This window comes from Streptomyces sp. NPDC002476 (genome assembly GCF_042889785.1).
GTDB lineage: Bacteria > Actinomycetota > Actinomycetes > Streptomycetales > Streptomycetaceae > Streptomyces.
The window spans coordinates 132,835-152,449 of the sequence record NZ_JBIARH010000007.1 but is presented as its reverse complement, the minus strand read 5'-3'; the positions used below and the strand labels follow the sequence as shown (position 1 = coordinate 152,449).

27 protein-coding genes are annotated in these 19,615 nt (G+C 69.5%); 11 read left to right on the top strand and 16 right to left on the bottom strand.

Annotation, left to right across the window (positions count from 1 at the left end; all coding sequences use genetic code 11):
• Window positions 1–336: 336 nt before the first annotated feature.
• The 6 genes from ACFYXM_RS11230 to ACFYXM_RS11205 all read left to right on the top strand — a co-directional run bounded on the left by ACFYXM_RS11230 (window position 337) and on the right by ACFYXM_RS11205 (window position 3,578).
• Entirely contained in the window at window positions 337–1,095 is a 759-nt protein-coding gene (locus ACFYXM_RS11230) for a hypothetical protein (protein ID WP_389288724.1), read from the top strand.
• A gap of 18 nt (window positions 1,096–1,113) precedes the next feature.
• Entirely contained in the window at window positions 1,114–1,473 is a 360-nt protein-coding gene (locus ACFYXM_RS11225) for a hypothetical protein (RefSeq protein WP_389288723.1), read from the top strand.
• The gene (locus ACFYXM_RS11220) at window positions 1,473–1,649 is read left to right on the top strand and encodes a hypothetical protein (protein ID WP_389288722.1); all 177 of its coding nucleotides are present in this window, start codon (window positions 1,473–1,475) and stop codon (window positions 1,647–1,649) included. Before ACFYXM_RS11225 ends, ACFYXM_RS11220 begins: the two co-directional genes overlap by 1 nt.
• Entirely contained in the window at window positions 1,646–1,837 is a 192-nt protein-coding gene (locus ACFYXM_RS11215) for a hypothetical protein (RefSeq protein ID WP_389288721.1), read from the top strand. The genes ACFYXM_RS11220 and ACFYXM_RS11215 overlap by 4 nt, the downstream gene beginning before the upstream one ends.
• A 3-nt stretch (window positions 1,838–1,840) precedes the next feature.
• Window positions 1,841–3,079, top strand: a complete 1,239-nt coding sequence (locus ACFYXM_RS11210) for a hypothetical protein (protein ID WP_389288720.1) — start codon at window positions 1,841–1,843, stop codon at window positions 3,077–3,079.
• A gap of 154 nt (window positions 3,080–3,233) precedes the next feature.
• The gene (locus tag ACFYXM_RS11205; protein WP_389288719.1) at window positions 3,234–3,578 is read left to right on the top strand and encodes a hypothetical protein; all 345 of its coding nucleotides are present in this window, start codon (window positions 3,234–3,236) and stop codon (window positions 3,576–3,578) included.
• Window positions 3,579–3,951: 373 nt separating this feature from the next.
• Here ACFYXM_RS11205 and ACFYXM_RS11200 read toward each other — a convergent pair whose 3' ends face one another.
• From ACFYXM_RS11200 to ACFYXM_RS11180, 5 genes are all read right to left on the bottom strand, one after another.
• Entirely contained in the window at window positions 3,952–4,638 is a 687-nt protein-coding gene (locus ACFYXM_RS11200) for a hypothetical protein (RefSeq protein ID WP_389288718.1), read from the bottom strand.
• Between the two features lie 2 nt (window positions 4,639–4,640).
• Complete coding sequence (locus ACFYXM_RS11195) at window positions 4,641–4,877, bottom strand: hypothetical protein (protein WP_389288716.1); 237 nt, start codon at window positions 4,875–4,877, stop codon at window positions 4,641–4,643.
• A 232-nt stretch (window positions 4,878–5,109) separates the two neighbouring features.
• The gene (locus ACFYXM_RS11190) at window positions 5,110–6,735 is read right to left on the bottom strand and encodes a hypothetical protein (RefSeq protein WP_389288715.1); all 1,626 of its coding nucleotides are present in this window, start codon (window positions 6,733–6,735) and stop codon (window positions 5,110–5,112) included.
• Between the two features lie 490 nt (window positions 6,736–7,225).
• On the bottom strand, window positions 7,226–7,951 hold the full coding sequence (locus ACFYXM_RS11185; RefSeq protein WP_389288714.1) for a hypothetical protein: 726 nt from the start codon (window positions 7,949–7,951) through the stop codon (window positions 7,226–7,228).
• Window positions 7,952–8,080: 129 nt separating this feature from the next.
• On the bottom strand, window positions 8,081–8,230 hold the full coding sequence (locus ACFYXM_RS11180; RefSeq protein WP_389288713.1) for a hypothetical protein: 150 nt from the start codon (window positions 8,228–8,230) through the stop codon (window positions 8,081–8,083).
• A 266-nt stretch (window positions 8,231–8,496) separates the two neighbouring features.
• Between ACFYXM_RS11180 and ACFYXM_RS11175 the strand changes: the two genes are divergently transcribed.
• Both ACFYXM_RS11175 and ACFYXM_RS11170 read left to right on the top strand, forming a co-directional pair.
• The gene (locus ACFYXM_RS11175) at window positions 8,497–9,171 is read left to right on the top strand and encodes a hypothetical protein (protein ID WP_389288711.1); all 675 of its coding nucleotides are present in this window, start codon (window positions 8,497–8,499) and stop codon (window positions 9,169–9,171) included.
• A complete protein-coding gene (locus ACFYXM_RS11170) occupies window positions 9,168–9,455 on the top strand; it encodes a hypothetical protein (RefSeq protein WP_389288709.1) in 288 nt (95 codons plus the stop codon). Before ACFYXM_RS11175 ends, ACFYXM_RS11170 begins: the two co-directional genes overlap by 4 nt.
• Before the next feature lie 310 nt (window positions 9,456–9,765).
• Here ACFYXM_RS11170 and ACFYXM_RS11165 read toward each other — a convergent pair whose 3' ends face one another.
• On the bottom strand, window positions 9,766–10,113 hold the full coding sequence (locus ACFYXM_RS11165; protein WP_389288707.1) for a hypothetical protein: 348 nt from the start codon (window positions 10,111–10,113) through the stop codon (window positions 9,766–9,768).
• Between the two features lie 77 nt (window positions 10,114–10,190).
• Window positions 10,191–10,532: a hypothetical protein gene (locus tag ACFYXM_RS11160; protein ID WP_389288706.1), complete on the bottom strand. Its 342-nt coding sequence runs from the start codon at window positions 10,530–10,532 to the stop codon at window positions 10,191–10,193.
• A 208-nt stretch (window positions 10,533–10,740) separates the two neighbouring features.
• On the opposite strand from ACFYXM_RS11160, the gene ACFYXM_RS11155 reads away from it, so the two are divergent.
• From ACFYXM_RS11155 to ACFYXM_RS11145, 3 genes are all read left to right on the top strand, one after another.
• Window positions 10,741–11,121, top strand: coding sequence for a hypothetical protein (locus ACFYXM_RS11155; protein ID WP_389288705.1), 381 nt, complete (start codon window positions 10,741–10,743; stop codon window positions 11,119–11,121).
• Window positions 11,122–11,381: 260 nt separating this feature from the next.
• The gene (locus ACFYXM_RS11150; protein WP_389288704.1) at window positions 11,382–12,605 is read left to right on the top strand and encodes an aminotransferase class I/II-fold pyridoxal phosphate-dependent enzyme; all 1,224 of its coding nucleotides are present in this window, start codon (window positions 11,382–11,384) and stop codon (window positions 12,603–12,605) included.
• A gap of 755 nt (window positions 12,606–13,360) precedes the next feature.
• Complete coding sequence (locus ACFYXM_RS11145; RefSeq protein WP_389288703.1) at window positions 13,361–13,648, top strand: hypothetical protein; 288 nt, start codon at window positions 13,361–13,363, stop codon at window positions 13,646–13,648.
• A 130-nt stretch (window positions 13,649–13,778) separates the two neighbouring features.
• Here the strand turns inward: ACFYXM_RS11145 and ACFYXM_RS11140 are convergent, their stop codons facing one another.
• From ACFYXM_RS11140 to ACFYXM_RS11100, 9 genes are all read right to left on the bottom strand, one after another.
• The gene (locus ACFYXM_RS11140) at window positions 13,779–13,925 is read right to left on the bottom strand and encodes a hypothetical protein (protein ID WP_389288702.1); all 147 of its coding nucleotides are present in this window, start codon (window positions 13,923–13,925) and stop codon (window positions 13,779–13,781) included.
• Window positions 13,926–14,025: 100 nt separating this feature from the next.
• Window positions 14,026–14,256 (bottom strand): hypothetical protein, encoded by a 231-nt coding sequence (locus ACFYXM_RS11135; protein ID WP_389288701.1) that lies wholly within the window; start codon window positions 14,254–14,256, stop codon window positions 14,026–14,028.
• A 183-nt stretch (window positions 14,257–14,439) separates the two neighbouring features.
• Complete coding sequence (locus ACFYXM_RS11130; protein WP_389288700.1) at window positions 14,440–14,838, bottom strand: hypothetical protein; 399 nt, start codon at window positions 14,836–14,838, stop codon at window positions 14,440–14,442.
• Window positions 14,839–15,173: 335 nt separating this feature from the next.
• Window positions 15,174–15,614 (bottom strand): hypothetical protein, encoded by a 441-nt coding sequence (locus ACFYXM_RS11125; protein WP_389288699.1) that lies wholly within the window; start codon window positions 15,612–15,614, stop codon window positions 15,174–15,176.
• Between the two features lie 434 nt (window positions 15,615–16,048).
• On the bottom strand, window positions 16,049–16,186 hold the full coding sequence (locus ACFYXM_RS11120; protein WP_389288698.1) for a hypothetical protein: 138 nt from the start codon (window positions 16,184–16,186) through the stop codon (window positions 16,049–16,051).
• Window positions 16,187–16,327: 141 nt separating this feature from the next.
• A complete protein-coding gene (locus ACFYXM_RS11115; RefSeq protein WP_389288697.1) occupies window positions 16,328–17,149 on the bottom strand; it encodes a hypothetical protein in 822 nt (273 codons plus the stop codon).
• Window positions 17,150–17,483: 334 nt separating this feature from the next.
• Window positions 17,484–18,374: a hypothetical protein gene (locus ACFYXM_RS11110; protein WP_389288696.1), complete on the bottom strand. Its 891-nt coding sequence runs from the start codon at window positions 18,372–18,374 to the stop codon at window positions 17,484–17,486.
• Between the two features lie 351 nt (window positions 18,375–18,725).
• Window positions 18,726–19,022, bottom strand: a complete 297-nt coding sequence (locus tag ACFYXM_RS11105) for a hypothetical protein (protein ID WP_389288695.1) — start codon at window positions 19,020–19,022, stop codon at window positions 18,726–18,728.
• A 166-nt stretch (window positions 19,023–19,188) separates the two neighbouring features.
• Window positions 19,189–19,368 carry a hypothetical protein gene (locus tag ACFYXM_RS11100; protein WP_389288694.1) on the bottom strand — a complete coding sequence of 60 codons (180 nt, stop codon included), beginning with the start codon at window positions 19,366–19,368 and terminating at the stop codon, window positions 19,189–19,191.
• Window positions 19,369–19,615: the final 247 nt, after the last annotated feature.

Sequence of the window (19,615 nt, the reverse complement as noted above, 5' to 3'; positions counted from 1 at the left end):
CCCGTTCGGGTCCGGCCCGCGGGCGGGTGTGCCGCCGGGGCCACTCTCAAGGACATCCGGCGCATGTCGTGGCAATAGCTGCCGAATCGGTATGTTCTGACGGCAGGTCAAGCTACACACAGGATAACCGTGATTATCCTGTGTGTTCGCGACCGGCCACCCGGACGGGTGAATCCGGCCGAATCGTCAAGGAGATCCTGCACAGTGGACCGTCAGGCATTGACTGCAACGCCGCTGGTCAAGGGAAGCAGTCGGAACATAGCGTCAAGATTGCTTGACGATTCGTTGTGTCGGAACTTCCTGACGATGTCAGTTGTCAGGTGTAGCTTGACGCTCATGACTGAGACCGACGACACCGCGCCCGAGCCGGACCGGCAGCTTCCGCTGGTCCCGCTGGACGACATCAGGCTCGCTCGGGCCCTGACCCTCCAGCAGATCGGCACCGCCGTCCTTGACGACCTGCCGACCACCGAGGAATACGACCCGGTCGGCAACGCCCTCAACCTGCTGCGGCTGGCGGAGAAGCTGACCGAGCAGGCCGTCATCATCCGGCGGGAACAGGGCGCCTCCTGGACCGAGATCGGCGACGAGGCCGGGATGAGCCGCCAGGCCGCCCACGACCGCTGGTCAGCCGCCGTCGCATCCTGGGTCGAGCTCGGCCGGCACCGGCAGGGAGCCCCTGACCACACGGTGTACGAACTCGACGGCTGGTACGCCAGCATCGTCCCCGACCGCCCGGACGCGGTCAGCTCCGGCCTGCCCTCCCTGCACGACCCTGCGGCCCGCCGCGCGGCCCAGGAGCAGCGCGAGGAGGCCAAGCGCCTGCACGCGGAACTCGACACCTTCCCCGAACTGGACCGGGACGCGTTCAACCGCTCGATCGAAGCGACCGGCACCCCCGAGCACGCGGCACGCCGCAGGGAGTGGGCCGCCGTCCACCTCGAACACGCAGCGGTCCTGGACCGGCTGGCCGCTGCGGAGCCGCTCGTCGCCACCGAGCACCGGCGCCGGGCCCGCCAACGGCGGTCCATCGCCGAGGACATCGTCACCGAGTCCACCGGCAAGCCCGCCTCGCAGACCGAACCCGCCGCCTGACCAAGGAAGAGGACCATTATGACCAGCACCGACACCGTCCCGGCCGAAACCCTCCACCAGTGGCAGCGGCGCGGCCAGAAGCTGATCGACACCCTGCTCACGGACGCCCCGAGGCTCAACCTGCCCCCGCTGACCTGGACGCTCGCGGTCAGCGGCGCCGTCACCGGGTCCGCCGACCACCTGAACTACACCCCCGCCGAGCAGCGCGAGGCCATCCGCCAGTGGGCCGCCCACGTCGGCGTCCCCGTGGACACCGAGCACACCCCCGACGGCCGCGAGGAGCTGTACGCCGGGTGGCAGATCGCGGTCGACGGAGAGGTAGGCCCGGTGCAGGGCTGCTTCCGCGCCACCGTCCTCGTGATCCGGGAGGGCGCGTGATGCCCACCTTCCTCATCGTCACCGCCGTGGTGGCCGCCGCGTGCATGGCCCGGTTCTATCTGGCCCTGCTGCGCGTGCACGCCGGACGGGCGAAGAACGTGGTCGAGGGCATGCTGCCCCAGCGCATCGTCAGCCGCCGCCTGATCCGCCAGATCCACAGGGAGAACAACCGATGAGCGACCTCACCAACGCGCCGGCAGCGGAGGCAACTCCCGTGTGCGACGGGCAGCTTGAGCTGTTCCGCCCGCCCGGGCCGCGCGTCGTCATCGACTACGCCCGCCCCGACGGCGGCCCGCTCACCGCCGCCGACTTCGACCACCTGGCCTGGATCGCCCGGGCCGCCACCACACGAAAGGGTGACTGACTCATGCCGCTGTCCGTACCGCTCCTTCTCGTTCCGGGAGAGCCCGGCCGCCACTACACCGTCCACCTGCACCGCACCCGCTGGTCCTGGACCGGCGGCGGCACGGTCCGCCAGCGGGTCACCGCTTACCACTCCCCCGCGGAGCTGGAGGCCAGCGCCCGGAAGGGCCTGCGGATGGTCTCCGAGTGCATCGCCGCCGAGCTGGCCGACGCCGACGTCGAGATCATCGAGAACGCCGACGGCTCCGCCGAGGCCGTGGCCCGCGTCCTGTGCACCGAGGACGAGTGCGCCGCCGTCGCCGAGCAGTACCGCCGCGACGCCGACGAGGACGCCGAGGCCGAGGCCGCCCGCGCGTGGGCTGCCACCAAGCTCCAGGACCAGAGCGTAGAACTTCTGCGCCTTCGCGGGGAGTTGGAGAAGACCGCGCCCGGCAAGACGGTCACATCGGCCAAGGACATGCTTGCCGCAGTGCTCGCCGTCCAGCAGGAGCGCACCGGCGGGTCCACCGACCGCATCGTGCTGATGCTCGACGAGGCCGCCCACCTGCTCCGGGACAACGGCCTCTTCGCCGACCAGTCCCCGGAAGAGATGCGCCGGGAGATCGACCGGCTGCTCCGACAGAGCCGGACGCCGTACCCGATCGAGTTCGGCGACGGCGAGGCGTCGTTCGTCGGGGAGATGCGCGGGGGTAAGTCCCCCCAGATGGACCTGGACCAGGCCCTCAGCCTGCCGAACTGGGCAGTCCCGGTTACCGCCGAGGACCGGGCCCACCTGGACTTGCCGAACGCGTTCCACATGGCGCCGGAGCACCTGGTGCGGGAAACCGAGACGCTGGCCCGCTCCGTCGCGGCTGGCGAGACCCGCAGCCTCGGTGTACGGCGGCTCGCGGAGCTGTGTGGGGAGCTGGCCCGCCGGCACGGCGCCGAACCGCAGCCCCGGCCGTGCCCGGGCGGGTGCTGCGAGGACGACGACCCCGCCCACGACCTGGTGCACCGGATCGGCCACTGGCCGCGCGCGGTGCGGGCCGGTGAGGTCCGGACCGCGGGCATCATCCTCGCGCCGGAGCGGCAGACGCATACCCTCCCGACCGTGCTCCCCGACGACGACGAGGCCTTCGTGCTCGTCTACCGCGCGGACACCCCGGGCCTTTCCCTGGTCGACGCCATCCGGGCGGGCGACGACGCTGCCGCGCAGGACGCCGTCACCGGCGCGCTGCGCTGGCTCACCGCGGAAGGGAAGTGACCCCCATGCAGCTCACCACCGTTGTCGCCCGCTGAGAAGGGCGTCCGCAGCCATTGGAGCTGGCTGCGGACGCCCGATCGACTGTACGGCCCCGCCGGGCTCCCGGGGTACCCATGAGGAGCCGATCACCGTCAGCAGGAGAAGGGGAGGGACCGTGGCCACCGTGTGGGTCCTCACGGCCAACAAGGGCACCAGCGTGCTGGGGTCACCACTGGTGAAGGCCGAGGCCATCATCGGGTTCACGCAGACGTTCAGCACCGTGGACGTCTTCGGCATCCACCCGAGCGAGCCGGTCACCATCGCGGCCAGCTTCGGCAACACCACCGCTCTGATCCCGGCCGGATTCCACCTCGACCTGCTCAAGCTCATTGCCGAGCAGACCAGTGAGGGCCTGCCCGACGAGCACGTCGTCATCGTCGCCGAGCACGACCTTGAGGCAGCGAGCTGGAGCTGGCGGGCCTACCCGATCGAGGAGTTCGAGTACCCCAAGCAGCAGTGACACCGCACAGAACGTGAGCAGGGCCCGGATTCGTCCGGGCCCTGCTCACGTTTGGGGTGTTCCCGCTCGGCGGCGCAGACGGGGCCGCGCCGCCGGAACAACCGCACGATCGAGGCAACCGGTACCCCCGAACACCCGGCACGCAGGAGGGAATGGGCCGCCGTCCACCTCGGCAAGGCGGCCGTCCTCGACCGCCTCGCCAAGGCGGAACCGCTCGCCGCCACTACGCACCGCCGCCGCGCCGGCCGCCAGCGCGCCCTCGCCCAGGACATCGCCGCCGACACGACTCATGACTGGCTCGCTTCGGCGTGCGTGGCGGGCCTGTCGAGGACGACGGTGAACGCCGGTTCGGCCAGCGCCTTCGGCATGGTGGTCATGGTGGCTCTCTTTCGCGGGTTTCGGTGATGGTGTAGGGCGGGTGGCCGTCCTCGTGCTGGTAGGACGGGATATGGATCGGGTGCAGAATGTCGTGCTCGTCGGTGAGCGGCGGCTGTCCGCGGTGTTTGCGGTGCATCTGCTGACGGGTGGTGCCGGCGGCGGTGCCGATGTCCTCCCACGAAATCTGGAGGGCCCGCGCGTGCCGCACGGCCTGGCCCTCGTGGATGTCGGCGATTTCCCGCAGTGCACGGGCGAGTGACAGGCAGGCAAGGGGCTGGCGGCCGGTGAGAGTTCGCAGCCATTGCTCGGATTGGCCAAGCATGTCTTCCGCTCCGCCCGGGAGGGCGGTGGACGTGGCGGCGAGCGCGTGGGCGAGCCAGTACGCACGGGCCCGGTCCTGGCCGTGCAGGCGGGATGCGGCCGGTCGTTCGTGGTCAGGGGGAAGCTCCACGGACAGGTCCACCAGGACGTCCGAAGACCAGCCGCACATGCAGACCGCGCGCAGGTAGCCGGGGTCTTGCTCGGGGCAGCTCTCGTCGGGTCCGCCCCATTTGCCGCTCTGCCACGTCCGCTCAAACAGGGCGCGCCCCACACGGTAGGTCGGGGCCGTCTCGTCTTCGCCGAGGTAGCCGAGAGCGGCACCGAGGTGGGCCCGGCGCTCGTCGGTGTTCAGGTGCCACATGGTCAGCAGCCGCGTCCTGCATGGGCGTCGGCTCGGTGTTGAGCGGTGAGGGCCGCGCCGAGCGTGACGGCTCCGGCGGCCGAGAGGGCGGCGAATCCGAGCGCGGCGGTCTCATACAGCGCGGTGGGCTCCATGAACTCGGTGGCGGCCACCCCCCACATGAGGAGCGCGCTCGACGTTCCCGCACCGGCGGCGAAGAGACCCATGGTGCGTGCCGCGGCGATGTGATGACGCTTCATCTTGATTTCTCCGTTCATTGCGATACCGACACACTGTCAGCATTTGATGACACGCACAAGTCGCGTCACCTAATGGAACGCATGCAGTCGCGGCCCTCTATGAGTGACAGTGCCGCGCACAGAAGTACCTCGCCGCCCTGTCCCCCGAGCCCACGCGAAAGGCCCTGATCCGGCGGCTCCGCTGAGCTGAGCTGCTGAATCAGGGCCTTGGTGGCGTCATGCCCTCACGACGTCATGACGCCACCTTGGTGTCTTGCGGGCGGAAGCCCTCGGCACCAGCGGCGGCCGGGTCGGCGGCGGGAGACACGTACTCGGTGACGGCACGGCGGCACCAGGCGGTGGTCTCGGGGGAGCGGGTGCTCTCGACCTCGCGGTCGAGCTGCTCGCCCGCGATGCACTCGGCATCGGCGGGGAGGAGATGCCGGTACATCAGGTCGTCCAGGGCGTGCCGGATGGCGGTGCGCTCCGGGCCCTCGGGCAGGGCACGGCGGGCGGTGTGCAGGGCCCGGGAGATGGTCGCCTGCCCGACCTCCAGGACCTGGCGGTACTGCTCGCCGCCCTGAGCAAGGCGGGCGACGGCCTGGTCCCGGGTGAGGCCGCCCCGGTCGGCGAGCGCGTCCACCAGGGCGTCCTCATGGGCACGGCGCATGGCGTCGATCAGCTTCGTGCGCTCCTGGTAGGAGGGCTCCGGGAACCGGTGCGTCAGCTCGCGGCCCTCCTGGGTCCAGTCGTGCAGGTCCCGGTCCGGGTGGCGCGGCCCCCACGCCTCGGCCCACTCGTACGGGCCGCCGGCCCCGATGCCGAGCACGGCCGCGATGTTCGCGGACTGCCAGTAAGTGTGGACCAGCGTGCGCCAGCCGGTGCCGGTCCACACGATCAGCGACGAGGTCGGCGGGTGCTTCGCTCCCTGGTACCAGGCGGGCTCGGTGATCTCGGACCGGTCCGGGGAGGCCGGGCGAGGGCCTGCGGCGAGGGTGCCGCGCGGCTCGCCCAGGGCGGGCGGGCGTGGACGGGCCGGAGCGCCCGGGGCCGGGAGGTACGTGTCCCTGGTGACGGAGACGACGCCGTTGTCCGTGCCATGCTCGATGACGTCGGCGCGGGCGTGATTGCCACGGTGCGCGGTGAACGCCCGGGCGATCAGTTGGGCGTCGTCCCGGTTCGTGCACCAGCCGACGGTGCTCCAGTCCGAGGTGCCGCCGATGTAGTCCTCGCCCAGCACCTTGCCCTCGTACCCGAGGTCAAGCCAGACCGCGACCTGCCAGCGCAGCCCCGGCGCCGGGGAGAACTCCTGCGGCGGGTCCACGATCCGGCCCGGCGCCCCCACCGGCCAGCCGGTGTGCTCCCAGATCCACCGGCCCTCGTGGAGCCGGGCCCACTCAGGCATCGCCACCACGGTCACCGTGCCGTCGGCCGTGCGGACCGGCACCGGCACCCGGGGCCCGCGGCTGGTCGACGTGTAGCCGGAGCGGTTCGGCCCGTACTGGGTCTCGCGCAGCACGTAGCCGTCGACGGCGGCCTCCACCGACGCCCACCGCTTCCACTGCGGAGTGATGCCTTTCTCCTCGGCCCGCATCCGGGCCTCCACGACCTCCGGGTCCGGCTCGGCCATGCGCACGGCCAGCGGCTGGCCCTCGGCCGCGAGCGCCCGCAGGCAGTCCACGACCATGCGCTCGCCCTCGTCCAGGGCGTCGATGTCGAAGAGGGCGGCGGTGCTGATGGCGATGGGGATGAGCTGTGGCGGCTGCTCCTGGTCGACGTCGCTCGGTTCGGCGAGGCGCCGGCGGGCGGCGGTGTAGGAGATGCCCTCACGCGCGGCGAGTTCACGGGCGGCGCGTTTGGCGTGCTTGTCGTCGGTCATGACCGATCGCTTCCTCGGCGGCGGACCCCACGCCTCGGCCGCCGTGGCGTCGGTACGGACCACGGGGGGACTGAGGGGGTTCTGGCGTCGCGTGAGGCTGGGCCCCTTGTCGTCGTTGCCGTCTCGGCGTGGGCGAGATGGCTCGGAGTCAGGCCGACGCGCTGCGGCCACTCCTGACACTACCGGCTGCCATCGGCAGACTGGTGGGAGAACCACCGTTTCCGCCCCCAGGGCTCAACGGGCGCCTTCTTCCGATGGGCAGGCGGGCGGCCGGGTGGGCGGCGATCGGTGTGGTGCAGGCCGTGGGGCGGGCACGGCCCGTCCTCGCCGCCGTCTCCTGATCCCCGGCTCCCTGCGTAGCCGACGCGGGTCTAGGTTGTGCTGTCCCGTGAGGTTGGTGTCACGGCGTACAGTCGAAGCGGCGTCCGAAGCCACCTCTTATGGCTTCGGACGCCGCTCTTCGTGGTGCGGTTGGAGGGTGCTCTACACGTCAGCCCCTCTCGCGGCCCAGGAGCTTTGCGAGATTCTGTGGCGACGTGCGGGTCAGGTGCGCGATGTCGCCGTTCGAGATCTCTCCGTACCGGTCGACGACCCGGTCTTCCTTGGCCTTATCCAGCCCCGCCGCGAAGGCGGCCCGTAGCGCGGTGCCCTGATGCTCGGCGGCGCGCATCCGTAGCCAGGTCGCGCCCAGGGCGTCCACCGGGTGCTCCGTGGCGGTGAGGTGATCGGCCATGCTTCCGACCCCGGAGAGGAGCGCAGATTCCGCGGCGTCCTCGGCGGTGTGGAGTTGCTGCACGATCGAGTCGCCGAGAGCGATGGTGGTGTGCCAGCGTCCGGCCCCGGCGGGGCCCATGTGTGCCTGGTAGCGGCGCCCCCAGGTATACGGGCTGCTGGCGTAGTCCATGCCGTCCCCGAACACTGCGTCGCGGTCGGCGCGGGCCTCGTCGACGGTCTCGTATCCCACCCAGACGGTGTGCTGGCCCCAGGCGGTGTGCGGCTTGCCATCCGGACCAGTCAGGAGACCGTCGTCGTCGCGGACCGACTCCAGCAGGACAACGGGCCTCCCGTCCACCATGCCTACGGTCATGGTCTCCAGCACGGTGCCCGTCTCGGAGTCGTACCAGGTGAGCGCGCCGTCAAAGCGCTCCACCGCACTCACGGGAACGTCCAGTTCTTCGAACACGGTCAGCTCGGGCCACTCATAACGGTCCGTCACGTACTTCCCCTTCGCTCGCGACATCTTGATTAAACCAAGGTAGTAACTAGAAGGGCTTGTTGCAACCCTGATTTAATCAAGGAGCCTGCGGGCCCCATCCCCCGGGCCGGGGGCGTCCCGGCTCGTCGGTCAGGTGCAGTCTCCCGACCCGTGGCCGGTCTCGAAGGCCTTCCGGTAGTAGATGCCCTCCTTGACCGTGACGTCGAGCAGGGGGTGCTTGAAGCTGCTCTCAGGAGCGAGGTCTGGACGGCCGTCCACCAGGAACGTGAGCGTAAGCACCTCCCCCTTCCCGATCCGGCCGGGTCCGATATGCAACACGTTGCCGCCCACGCGTCGTCGTCCGGGACGAGGACGTCGCCCGGCTCTCCCCGTTCGTGCGGCACCACGTGAACATGCTCGGCCGGTACTCCTTCCAGCTCCCCGACCTGCCCGGCGGGCTGCGGCCCCTGCCTGACAAAAACGCGACCGCCGACGAGTAGGGGCCGGCCCGGACCGATCGGGCGGAAAGTCGGACCGCGCCGTGCGCGGGCCTGCATCGTTGATCAGTGCAGACACGGCGTCCATGGACGGGCACCGACGAGGACGAGGAGGCGGAGATGACCGTAGCGGTCGCCCCGGAGGTACGGGCCGCGCAGCGGCGGATCGTCAGCACGATCAACGCGTCCGGGAAGCTGAACGCCGACGGGCTGGCCCTGTGGCGGGAGGTCAACTGCGGGGAGTGGAAGGCCACCGCCGCCGAGATCAGCCGGGATCTGGAGCTGCTCCAGGTCCCGCACAAGATCGTGACAGCGTTCCGGTTCCCGCTCGCCTCCTCGTACAGCAAGGCGATGCGCGAGGGCGAGGAGGTCCGCATCCTGCGCGAGGACCTGGCCCACCTGGTGCCGTGGATGCCGTCGCTGAAGCAGACCGTCGCCGACATCCCCACCGACGCCCCGCACTGGGACTTCACGGTGTTCCAGCCCCGGGCCGACGGCATGGTCATCGCCATGCTGCGGTTGTCGGCGGAGTGGCCCTCCTGGTCGAAGAAGCAGGCCCGCGCCGCCCGGCTGGTCTGCGCGGAGTGCGATTACGACCTGCGCGACAAGGCTGAGGGCCGGGCGCCGTTCGATATCCGGCTGCCCGAGCAGCCCAAGCGGCGGCGGCTGGTGTGCGGGAAGTGCTGCAACGATGGCGTGGACGAGATGGACCGCCTGGCCGCGCTCGCCGGAAAGTCGTCGTGACGACCGCCGAGCCGGGCACGGACCGGCTGCTGGTCGCGGAACTGGTGGGGCTGCTGAGCGACGCCGAGCACTACAACTCCCGCCGCTCCACGACCGACAGCCGCCTGGATTACCTGGAGCGCCGGGCGGCGCTGCTGCACCGGCTCGTCGACGCCGTCGGTGACGAGTCCTCCCGCTACCTCGCCCAGGATGCCGAGGACCGCGCCGAGGACGCACGGGCCAGGGCCGAGGCCATGGCCCGGGAGTGCGGCGACCCGCCGCCCGCACCGCGTCGGCCGCGGTGAGCGGTCAGGCGCCGAGGAAGAGCTGAGGCAGCCCGGCCACCATCTCCAGTAGCCGCCGGAGGCCAGCAGCTCGACCAGGGCGGCCCGTACCCGGCGTCCCTGACCCTCACGGCGGCGGACGATCCCGGACGTGTCCGCGTGCAGGTCTCCCGCGTACGCGGCGGCCAGAACGTCGGCCAGCCCTGTGCACCAGCCCATACGCGGCAGTTCGGTTCGGGCGTTGCTCTCATCGAGCCACTGGTCCGCGCTGCTGTTCCCTGATCGGTGATCACAGACACCCAGTAGCGGGCGCCGGAGCGCTTCGCGCTGGTCACTCAGACCGATCCGGTTCGATACCGGGGACATACACGTCACTCACACATGGCAGCCCACAGAGCACCGCCTGTATTTCCGGTGTCGTAAGGCCCATGGACTCCGTGCGCAGCGCCAGGAGAAGTGCCACCGACACGGGGTTGGCCTCTGATCCCAGGGCCGTGAGGGAGTCACCGTCCGGGCAGAGGTACTGCACCGCGTGAACCACGGTGAATACCTCGCCGAAGGCAACACGTTCACCGCTGCGCGGCAGCGGCAGCGCTCCGATGTCCCAGGTGAATTCGACGGTGGGCTCAGCGCCGTCGATGTCACAGCCGCCAAGGTCGAGGGAAATGCTGATGCGCACGTGGTCTCCTTGAGTACTGGTCGGCAGCCGACGTGCTGCCGACCGGAAGGGAACCAGGTGCGCGGTGCTACAGAGGGTTAGCGGCGAATTCTGTCCTGCCAGACGGTGATGACGCCGCCGGGCGTGCTGCTGGTGGGCACACGAACGGCCGTAGGGCGCACGGTGGTCGCCTTCACGTCCTTGATTGCGGCGCGGATCTCGTCGGTCAGCGCCTGGGCCTCGGCCACGTCGAGCGGCACGACCAGATCGATTGTGTTGGGGACAGGACCGTGAAGGCGATCAGCCGTTCGCAGGACCTGACCGTGCGGTGCTTGATCCGGAGGGTGACTGTTGTGGGAATGCCGCTCGGGGCCAGGCATGTCGAACTCGTAGGAGGCGGTTGTGATGTCGCCGGTGACGGTGTCGACGATCTTCAGCACGGTGGGGGTCGGGGGCCATGAAGGCTCGGGCGCGTCCGGGCCGTCGTGAGTCGGCGGCGTGACCGCCGGGAGGGATCAGGCATGCTGTCCGGCAACGCCGCGGTGCCGTGGTCGGTGCCCTGGTGGCCGGGAAGAACACGGCGGCGCTCGTCCCACACCGGGTGAACCGCTTTCAGAAAGAGAACCCCCTGGCCACGGGCCGAGTTCAGTGCTCAGCGGAGGTTCTGAGGACTATGCCAAGCGGCTTCTTACCTCCCTGGACAAGACGATGCTCCTGCTGGCCGACGCGGCCTTCGACGGCAACGAGTTCCTTGATGCCGTCTATCAGAGCGGGGCACGGTTCCCTCTGCGCTCCGGGGCCCGCCGCGTCCCCACCCCCGCCGAGCACCTGGGCGACGGCTCCTACATCGCCCGCGTCGGCTACGGCGTCCTGCGGGTACTGCTGCCGGTGCGCGTGATCGAGGCGACCCGCACCGTCACCTTGGCCGATGGCACTGTCCGCACCGAGCAGTGGCGGCTGATCACGAACCTGCTGGACCCCGTCCGTTATCCGGCCGGCGAGCTCTCGCTGGCGCACCCGGGACGTTAGGCCATTAGTTGTACCCGGCCCGGGTCGGCGGCCGTGCAGTCCGACAGACGCCCGCGTAGGCTTCCGCGGCTTCTGGGCTCGCTCGTAGACACCCGATCTCCCATGACTGCTGCCACTCAACGTCGAGCAAGCTGTGCGCGACGACGAAGACGCATCGCGTGGACCCTGCCCAGGACCAGCGCGGGGTGTCCGGTTCGGCAGTCAGAATGCGCTTGTTCAACGGGTGTCGACCGCTGAACAGGACACGCGAGGAGCCGGACATGCACAAGCCGACAGGCACACCGATCACGCCGAAGCGCCGAGCGGGGCAACCTGCAGAAGGAACCCTGCCATCCCGGACCCCGGTGTCCTCACCGGTGTACGAGACAGCACACCGGCAGGGCGGAGATCTCCGGTCGTACAGTGCCGGTCAGATCAGCCTGGACCTGTCGGTGTGCCACAACCGCTACGGACCGCCGCGGCACATCCTCAAATCGGTCCACGAGCTCCTTGTGAAGCATCCGGAAGACCTTGCGCCGCCGCCCTACGGGTGCGAGGTGCCCTACCTGGAAGCGTTCGCCGCGCACCTCGGAGGCGTTGACCCGGACCACCTCCTGCCGGGGCGCGGCGTGACGGAGTTTCTCACCGTGCTGGCCCGCGTCCTGTCCTCGCCGCTGCATGGCGGCAGCGTCGGCAGCGAGCTGCCGTGTCCCCGCGGCCGCGGCGTTGGTGTCATCGCTCCCGACTACACCGAGACCATGAGCTTGTTCCATTACGCCGACTTTCACAGTCCTACCAATCCACAGGACAGCGCCGAGCAGCGGCTGCACCGGCTCCGTCAGGCAATGACCCGGCACACCGGCGGCGCAGTCATCCTCTCCAATCCCTGCAACCCGACGGGGATCTTTCTGACCCGTGAGGATCTGCTGCAGGTCGCCGACGAGCATCCCAGCACGCTCCTCGTCGTAGATGAGGAGTATCTCGGCCTGCGCGGGGGCCCGGAACTCAGCCTGGCCGGCACCGACCTGGACAACGTGGTCGTGCTTCAGTCCGCCGGGAAGTCGTACGGAATGGTGGGGGTCCGGGCGGGGGTGCTGTGGACCCGCAACGATCAGTTGCGCCAGCGAGTCGCCAGCCAGCTCATCCGATGGCCGTTGTCGCTCCTCGATGCTCACGTAGCGACAGCTGCGCTGTACGACAAAGCATGGCTGGCTGTTACCCGCGCCGCGATCCACGATGATGCCGCCCGCCTGGAGACCCTCCTCGCTTCGGTCTTCGGCTCACGTGTCGTCGACGCCCAGCTCCACTACCGCTTCGTTCACCTGCCAGACCCGCTGCCCGTGGCCGAGCACCTGAGTAACTGCGGGATCGCCGTCCGCGCGTTCATCCCGGGAGGTGCACGCGTTTCCGGAATCCGTGTGACTGCACCCAACGGCCCACAAGAACTGGCCCTGCTCACCGACGCTCTTACCACGCTCCCGAGCATCTGGGCGAGTACCGCGTGAGGGTCACCATTGATACCGACACGATGTCCTACGCGCAGGCAATGGCCCGTGTGCGGGCTGCCTACGCCGACAACGCCGAGGCGGGCACCGCCAAGGTAGAGCCGTACATACCTCGACCGCCTGCATATGCCGGTAAGTTCGTTCTCGAAGTACCCGCCGCCCCCCGCCCGGCGTCGAGGAGCGGCGACGGGACCGAGAGCGGAAACGAATGAATCGGCCCTGTGCTCGTGAAGCTGCGGCCGGGGCAAGCCCCCGGCCGACTACCTTCAGCAGTGGGCCCACGCCGCCGCGCAGGTCGCGCAGAGCCGGGCGGACGGCTACGGCCCGCCAAGTCCCCCGCAGATCACCAAGCGCTGACAGCGGCGGTCCTGGGCTTTGCTCCGACCGTCCTGGGGCCGAACTGCCGTGTCTACCGGGCACTGCGGCTGCGGGTAGACATGGAACGGCAAGGGCCAATACGGGCGAGCGGACGTGGGTGATCTGTACGCGGCTGCTGCCGGACCGCGTGGTTCGACTCGCGCCCCAGCCCGGCGTCCGCGCAGAATCCCGCCTTCGCCTGCAACGCCCGCGTGTTCCCCCTGTAGGTTCGCCCTCTACTGGTGTTGGGTCGGCCTGGGGCGCGGTTTCGACGTTGCCGCTGACCCGTTTCCCCAGGCCGCTCGCCGCACCCGGCATGCGGCTCTCACCGCACCGGGCGCTCCTGATATTTCGCAGCCGCGAGATCAATTACGAGACACGGCTAGAGAGGGGGATCGATGGACGCCTACGACGTGGCGCTGCACATTCGTCGGACCCGGGGGTGGAAGTGCCGGCCTCAGGGCATGGGGATCGATCAGGCCCGACTGATGGTGGAGCATGAGCAGCGGTGGGTGGGAATTACGACGGTTTCCGGCGGCGTGGTGCTCCTGGCGGCCGGGGCCATACTTCCGGAGGGCGGGCCGACTTCTGCTCTGGTGGAGACGTCGGCGACGGTGGGCGATCCGGCCGGGCTGGTCGGTGAGGTCGAGTTCCTGTGGCAACGCCTGGTCGAGGTGCAGAAGTGAAGCCGTTCCTGCCGAGGCCCCGTGGCCGCCCCTGGGGCAGTGGGGAGTGAGTCCTGCACGCCTACGTGTACCCTCGGGCGGGCGTGAACGACGAGCTGCTGGCGCGCTGTGCGGGTAAGTGTCGCGGCGTTCAGGGTGAACCGCCGCAGCACTTCCCCGTGATCGTCGACGAGGTCCCCGCCGCGGCCAGACCGCCGCCGCGGCGGCGGGACATCGTCCCGGTCGGCGCGCCGAGTCCTTGCGGTGTGCCGGTGATCTCGCATCGTGCGGGAGACATGGCCTGCCATGGCAAGCGCGCACGGTTGCGGGCGGCTTCATGGTCAGATCGGTGGACTGCGTACCTCGCCGTGGCGTTGTCGTGTTTGAGGTTGCCGCGGTCACGCGGGGTCGGTGAAGACCATGACGTCGGCGTGTTCGTTCGCCATGCGCAGGTGGTCCTCCCGCTGATGCGCCGGGAAGACGAGGATCGAGACGGTGTCGGTGCCCTGGCGGCGAGTCACCCGCCGCGCGCCGCGCAGAGCGCTGCTCTGGCGCGTGTATGTGCCTCCTACGAACGCGGTGCGGGTCGTGTGGTTGACGACGATCTGTGCGTACGGCTCGTGCTGCATCGCTGCTCCTCACGGAGGTGCTGCCGGGTTGCCCGGGCGCCCAAGGGCGTCGGCTGGTGTTGGTGGGAGCCTGGCTGCGGCCCGGGGGAGCGGGATCTCGCTGCCTCTCGGAGTCCTTGGGACGGGCGGTACCGGCTCGTGGTGACAGCCCCAGGGCAGGGGCTGTCACCACGAGCCGGGAGGTCACGCCTGGGGCGTGAGAGAGAACCACTCACTGCCGATACCAGTGACGATCTCCAAGGCGGCCTGGTGCTGCGGAAGACCGGAGTCGCCATGGTGGTGCGGTCGGTGGACGCGCATCTCTCGCACGGTGACGGGTTTGCCGTGGATGAGGGTCAGGTCACCGGGCTGCAGGTCCGGGTCGGAGGCGGGCTTAACGAGCTTGGCCAGCTGGACCGTCGTCTGATGGGCAAGGACCCAGTCGATCAGGTCGTCGAAGACGGTGTCGATCTCGCTGCGCTCGGAGTGGTGGCGCTCGTAGTGGTGCTTATCGGCGTCGTAGGCGACAGTGCCGCGCGCCGAGTCCAGCTTCTCGACGAGCTGGCTGATGTCGATGGTGCTGCCGGGCTTGGGGCGGTTCATCGGTACGTACTCCCTGCGGTGCGGGCCGGGGAAGTGCTGGGGTCTTCCCTTGTCGGTGGCCGCAGTGAACCGCTCCAGGTCGGTGAGCAGCCAAGATCCGCGAGTTCGTACGGATGGCGGCTGCTGAGACCTGCGTCAGCCGCCGTACCGTCAGGACAGGGAGCGGATGAGCCGCTGCTCCATAGGGGCCCGCGGCCCGGGCTGTGTGGACTGCCTGGACCGCTCACTCCGATTTTGCCTTCGGAAGTGGCTCTCGCAGTGTTCACCTGTCTCGCCGCGGCCTGCCGGCGGTCCGCTGGTTCTCGGAGCAGGGCGGTATTCGTTCACGAGTCCGGTTATGGTTTCGCCGCGCCCGTGAGAACCTCGTCGGCGTACTTGGCGCCAGGAGCCGGTACGAACTGCTCACCACCGAGGGCGACTCGCGCGCCGATCGTGAACTTTCTGGCGTCCTCGGGAACTTGATCGTTCACGCTCTCCCAGACGAGGAGCCGCCAGTTCCTCCTCTTCGCCTCTGCCAGGAGCCAGACGAGAGCGGTGTCGAGGCCGAGCTGGGCGTAGCGGGGGCTGTCCGTGAGGTCCTCACGTTGGTGATCGTAGAAGGTCTCGATGGTGCCCAGTGGGGTGGCTTCGTCAGGGTGCTCGCGCTGGGACAGCAAGTTGATCGTCCACTGTCCGCCGTAGCAGTTCCCGATCACGAGAAGGACAGCGATGTGGTTCTCGTTGAACTCGGAGTCCGGGACCGTCAGTGGCTTGGTGGCTTCGTAGTGGAGGGGCATAGGGGTCATCCTCTCGGATTCAGGGGGCGCATAGTGATCATTCGTGAGACGGTCCGGCTTGGAGTAGGCCCGACCAGAGACAAGCCCGCCGCGCCGGTGCTGGCAGTCGGCGTACACACCAGGCATGGGACGCTGCGGTCATGAGCGGGTCCGGTCGGGCAGGCGAGCGTGACACCATGCGCAGCGAGTGGCACTCAGATGTCGGAGGGGCCAGTGTCGGCCGTTGCTGGTGCTTGGGCAGCGGCGGGTGACGCGCAGCACGTCAAGCGCTTCCACCGCAGGCCCGATCAGCCGACAGTTGTGGCTGAGCTCATGGCCTGCCAGCCCTGCGATCCGCCGGCTCCCTTGGCGCGCTGGTGATGCGGATGTACGTCTCGACCGCCAGATGACCGCTATAGGCCATGCGCCACATTCGTGAGACTGCTGCGGGCGGGTTACGCGATTCCGTTCTTGGAGACCGTGTAGCGGAAGCCGCAGGCCGAGATGATGACGAACTCGGTCCCGCGCGGCGAGGTGTACGGAACCCAGGTTGCGTTCTCGTCCCTCAACAGCCCGAGGGCATCCCTGAACACGACCTCCTAGGCCCAGGGCGGCATCTCCTCGAGCGGCTTGCCCTCCTCCGCGGTTCCGGACGGTTTGTGCCCGCCCTGGCGCTTTGCCGTGGAGAGGGCGGGTCCGGTTGTGGGAGTTGCGGCTCCGGTGGTCAGGGGGGCTCATTTGGCGGCTTCCTGCTTCTGCGGGTCGGTAATGGGGGAGAGGAGGGCGCGCATTTCGCGCACGTACTGGATGCGGTGCTCGTTCCACCGGTGCCGTGCCGCGACGTTCTTGAGCGTGTCGTCGTCCCAGCCGATGAGGACGGCCCACAGATAGGCGTCGTGCCGGTCGGCGGACCAGTCACGGGTGTCGCCGACGCCCGCGCGCATCATGTTGCAGACGGCGTTGACTGCCCGTGCGATCCCGCCGAAGGTATTCCGGTGCCAGTCCCAAGCCTTGTACATGGCTTGCGCTGCCTCGCGGGTCTCGGCTCGGTCGTGCTCGGTGTCCTCCAGTACCTCGTAAAGCTCCGTCAGGCTGGCCTCCGTGTGCTCGGCCAGCGGAAGCCGTCCGGGTGTTTCAGCGAGCGTCACAGGCACAGTGAGCTCCCCGGCTGCGAGCAGGAGATGTTCCTCCCACAGCGGCCGCAGGAGACCACCGTAGGTCTGGGAGCGAGACATCCAGCCGCAGGCGCAGGCGACCATCCAGCGGCCGTTGGGCACGTCGACGGTGCGGGGCAGGTGCTCGGTGACGGTGCCGACATGGTCGGGGCAGACGGAGCCGGTCGAGGGACCACGGGTGACCTGGCGCCAGCCGGCACCGGACCAGGAAGGACGGGTTGGCTCCCGCCCGTCCATGCGGGCCGCCATGTCGAACTCCCGGATACATCCCGGGTAGAGGCAGTGGCGAAGGGACGGCTGGTTGCGGAACGCTGTGGCCTCGGCGATGAGATCGGCCAGCTGCTCCTCAGTGAGCGTGGCCAAGGTCGGCTGGTCGGTCACGGGCTGTTCCTCTCAAGACGGGCGGGGTAACGGGGATCAGCTAACCGCGGGCTGGTGGTGCGGGCAGTCGTGCGGCGAGTTTGCGTGCTGCCACCACGGCCCTCAGAACGGCCCGGCTCAGCCGCTGGAACGTGTCAGCGGTCGGCGACATGCGGCATTCAGTGCAGCCGTCCCTAGCGGGACTGCGTCGAGGGACGTTGCGGGCTCGATGAGTCTGCCGCAGGGATCGGACAGCAGTTGGGTAGCAGGCGCATGCCTCCAAGGCCGCCCCGCTCGAAGCCGTTGCCAGCTGGCCGGTGCCCGGTTGGGTAGCAGGTCCCCGCCTTCACCTGCGTCAGCGGGGAAGCGAAAGGGAAGCCAGCGTCCCGGGCCGTGACGGTGACGCGTCCCGGTGGCTGGTCCGGTTACCCGGTAGCACCATCCCCGCTGGGAAGGCACAGGAGGCTGGGCATGGCCCCGCAATGCCCGGGGCCCGGCGGCGTTCTACCCAACTGCTGAGCCCCGGCGTCGCCTGGTTGCCCTGCTGCGCGCGCGGCGGCGCGTCGAGGGCGTCGCCCTGTTCGATGCCGAGGGCCTGGGCGACCGCCTTGAACACCTCGGGGTCGATGGACGGCCGAGGGGAGTCGTCCTGCCAGTCAAGGTCGACGATGGCCGGACGGTAGGAGCCGGAGAGTACTTCGCTGGCGAGTAGACCGGGCGGGAGCGGGAGCCGTTCGTCTGCTTCGGGGAGCAGCCCGGCGAGCTCGGCCGCCCCCGTACGGGTCTTGTCCGCGCCGCCGCGCCGGAAGTACTTCTCGCCCAGGTGCTGGCGTGCCACGGCTTCAAGCTCCGCGTACTGGGGACCGGCAACGTACGGGGCGGTCAGGGCGCGGGCCTGCTGCGGGGTCATGCCGGTGGCCGCGACGAGCGCCTTCACCGCGGCGTCGGACAGGCTGTCGGCGAGCTGGTCCAGGCGCTTGGTCGCTGAGGTGCCGGGCTCCAGGCCGAGGAGCTCCATAGCCCGGTGCCGTTGAACTCCGGCGGCAACGGCGACGCGCTTCACGTAGTCCTCAAGGCGCTCACCGGGCCGGGGCAGGGGAGCGCCGGCGATCCGGGAGGGGAGGCCGGGGCGCGGGCCGGAGCGGGCGGCGACGGCGGCGCGGGCCTGGGCCAGGGTGATGCCGGGGTGGGCCCGCTTGTACGCGCGTACGGCACGGTCCTGCTCACGGCGGCGGGGGTTGGTCATGGCGTCTCGTCCTTGTCCGGCCTGCTGCCCCACACGCGCCGGCCGTCCAGGAGGAGAGCATGACGAGTTGGCTCGCGCGAGTCTCAGACGTCTGTGGTCCCCGTCGACGGTGTGGGCGTCGAGGTCGGTGTGGACCGGGCGCGGCGCGGTTGCCCATTCCTGCGCCCACCATCCTAGCGGTGAGGACAGCTCTCAAGGCGAGCTCGCGGGAGACTCCCGCCAAGATCATGGCCAACCGGCTCCTGACAGTGTCCGCCGCGTCGTGCCGCCCCAGGTGCGCTGCGGGCCATCGCGACCCCGGGGCATACGCCAGATCGGTGCATAGCGGGTGAAGAAGACCGCCCTACCGGCTTAGCTCGCCTTGTCGGTGACGACCATGCGGCCGTCACCAGCGAAGTGGTCCTCCACGGTGAAGCGCAGCTCCAGATAGGCCCGGACGGCGTTCAGCTTCTCCTTCCGGAGCGAACCGTCAGAACCCCACGCTGCGTGGCTCTCCACGTAGTCGACGATCACACCGAGCGTCTGTGAGGTGCGGACCTGAACGCCTTCCGACCAGCGCCGCCCGGAGCGTCGCCCGGCAGATGTCCGGCTGAGGTTGAACTTCTCGCCGAGGTAGCGACGGACGGTGGAATAGGTGGCCTTGGCCATGATCGGTTCCTCGTTGCTCTCGGTGGGCGTTCAGCTCGGCGTGTATGGGCAGGTTGACGGGAAGTATCTGACCGCAATCGGTCGGCATGGCCCCTTGCGTGGCGAATACTGGAGGTTCGCTCACGTTCAGCGGGCCCTGGACGTTGTCGTGGCAGACGACAACGGGTCACGTCTGATTGGGGTCGTACACCTCGATCGTGGTTCCGCCCTTCTCAGCGACCCTGAGCCGGTAGTCGGTGATGAGGCGCTGTGAGTAGCCCGCCGGGAACTGTGCGGTGGCGACCAGGTAGCCCCCTCGGTGCCACTGAAGGAAGGTGATGGCCTGCTGGGTGGTCTCGTTCGTCATCGTGCTCTCCCTGGTGGCCTGGGGGTCGTCGGCGGTGATCAGGGAAGCCGCAAGGCGGCGTCGACGTCGTGTCTCGCGAATCCATGAGGTTCGGCGACGGCACGCGCAACGCTCCGGCCCGGTCTCGGCTGAGGGCGACGGACAGGCTGCTGGCGCGCCGAGCCCACGGGCCGATGCCGCTGCTTTTCCCGCCCTCGCGCCGGCTATCTGGGCTTCGATACAACTGCCGGGGCCGCCCCATCGAAGG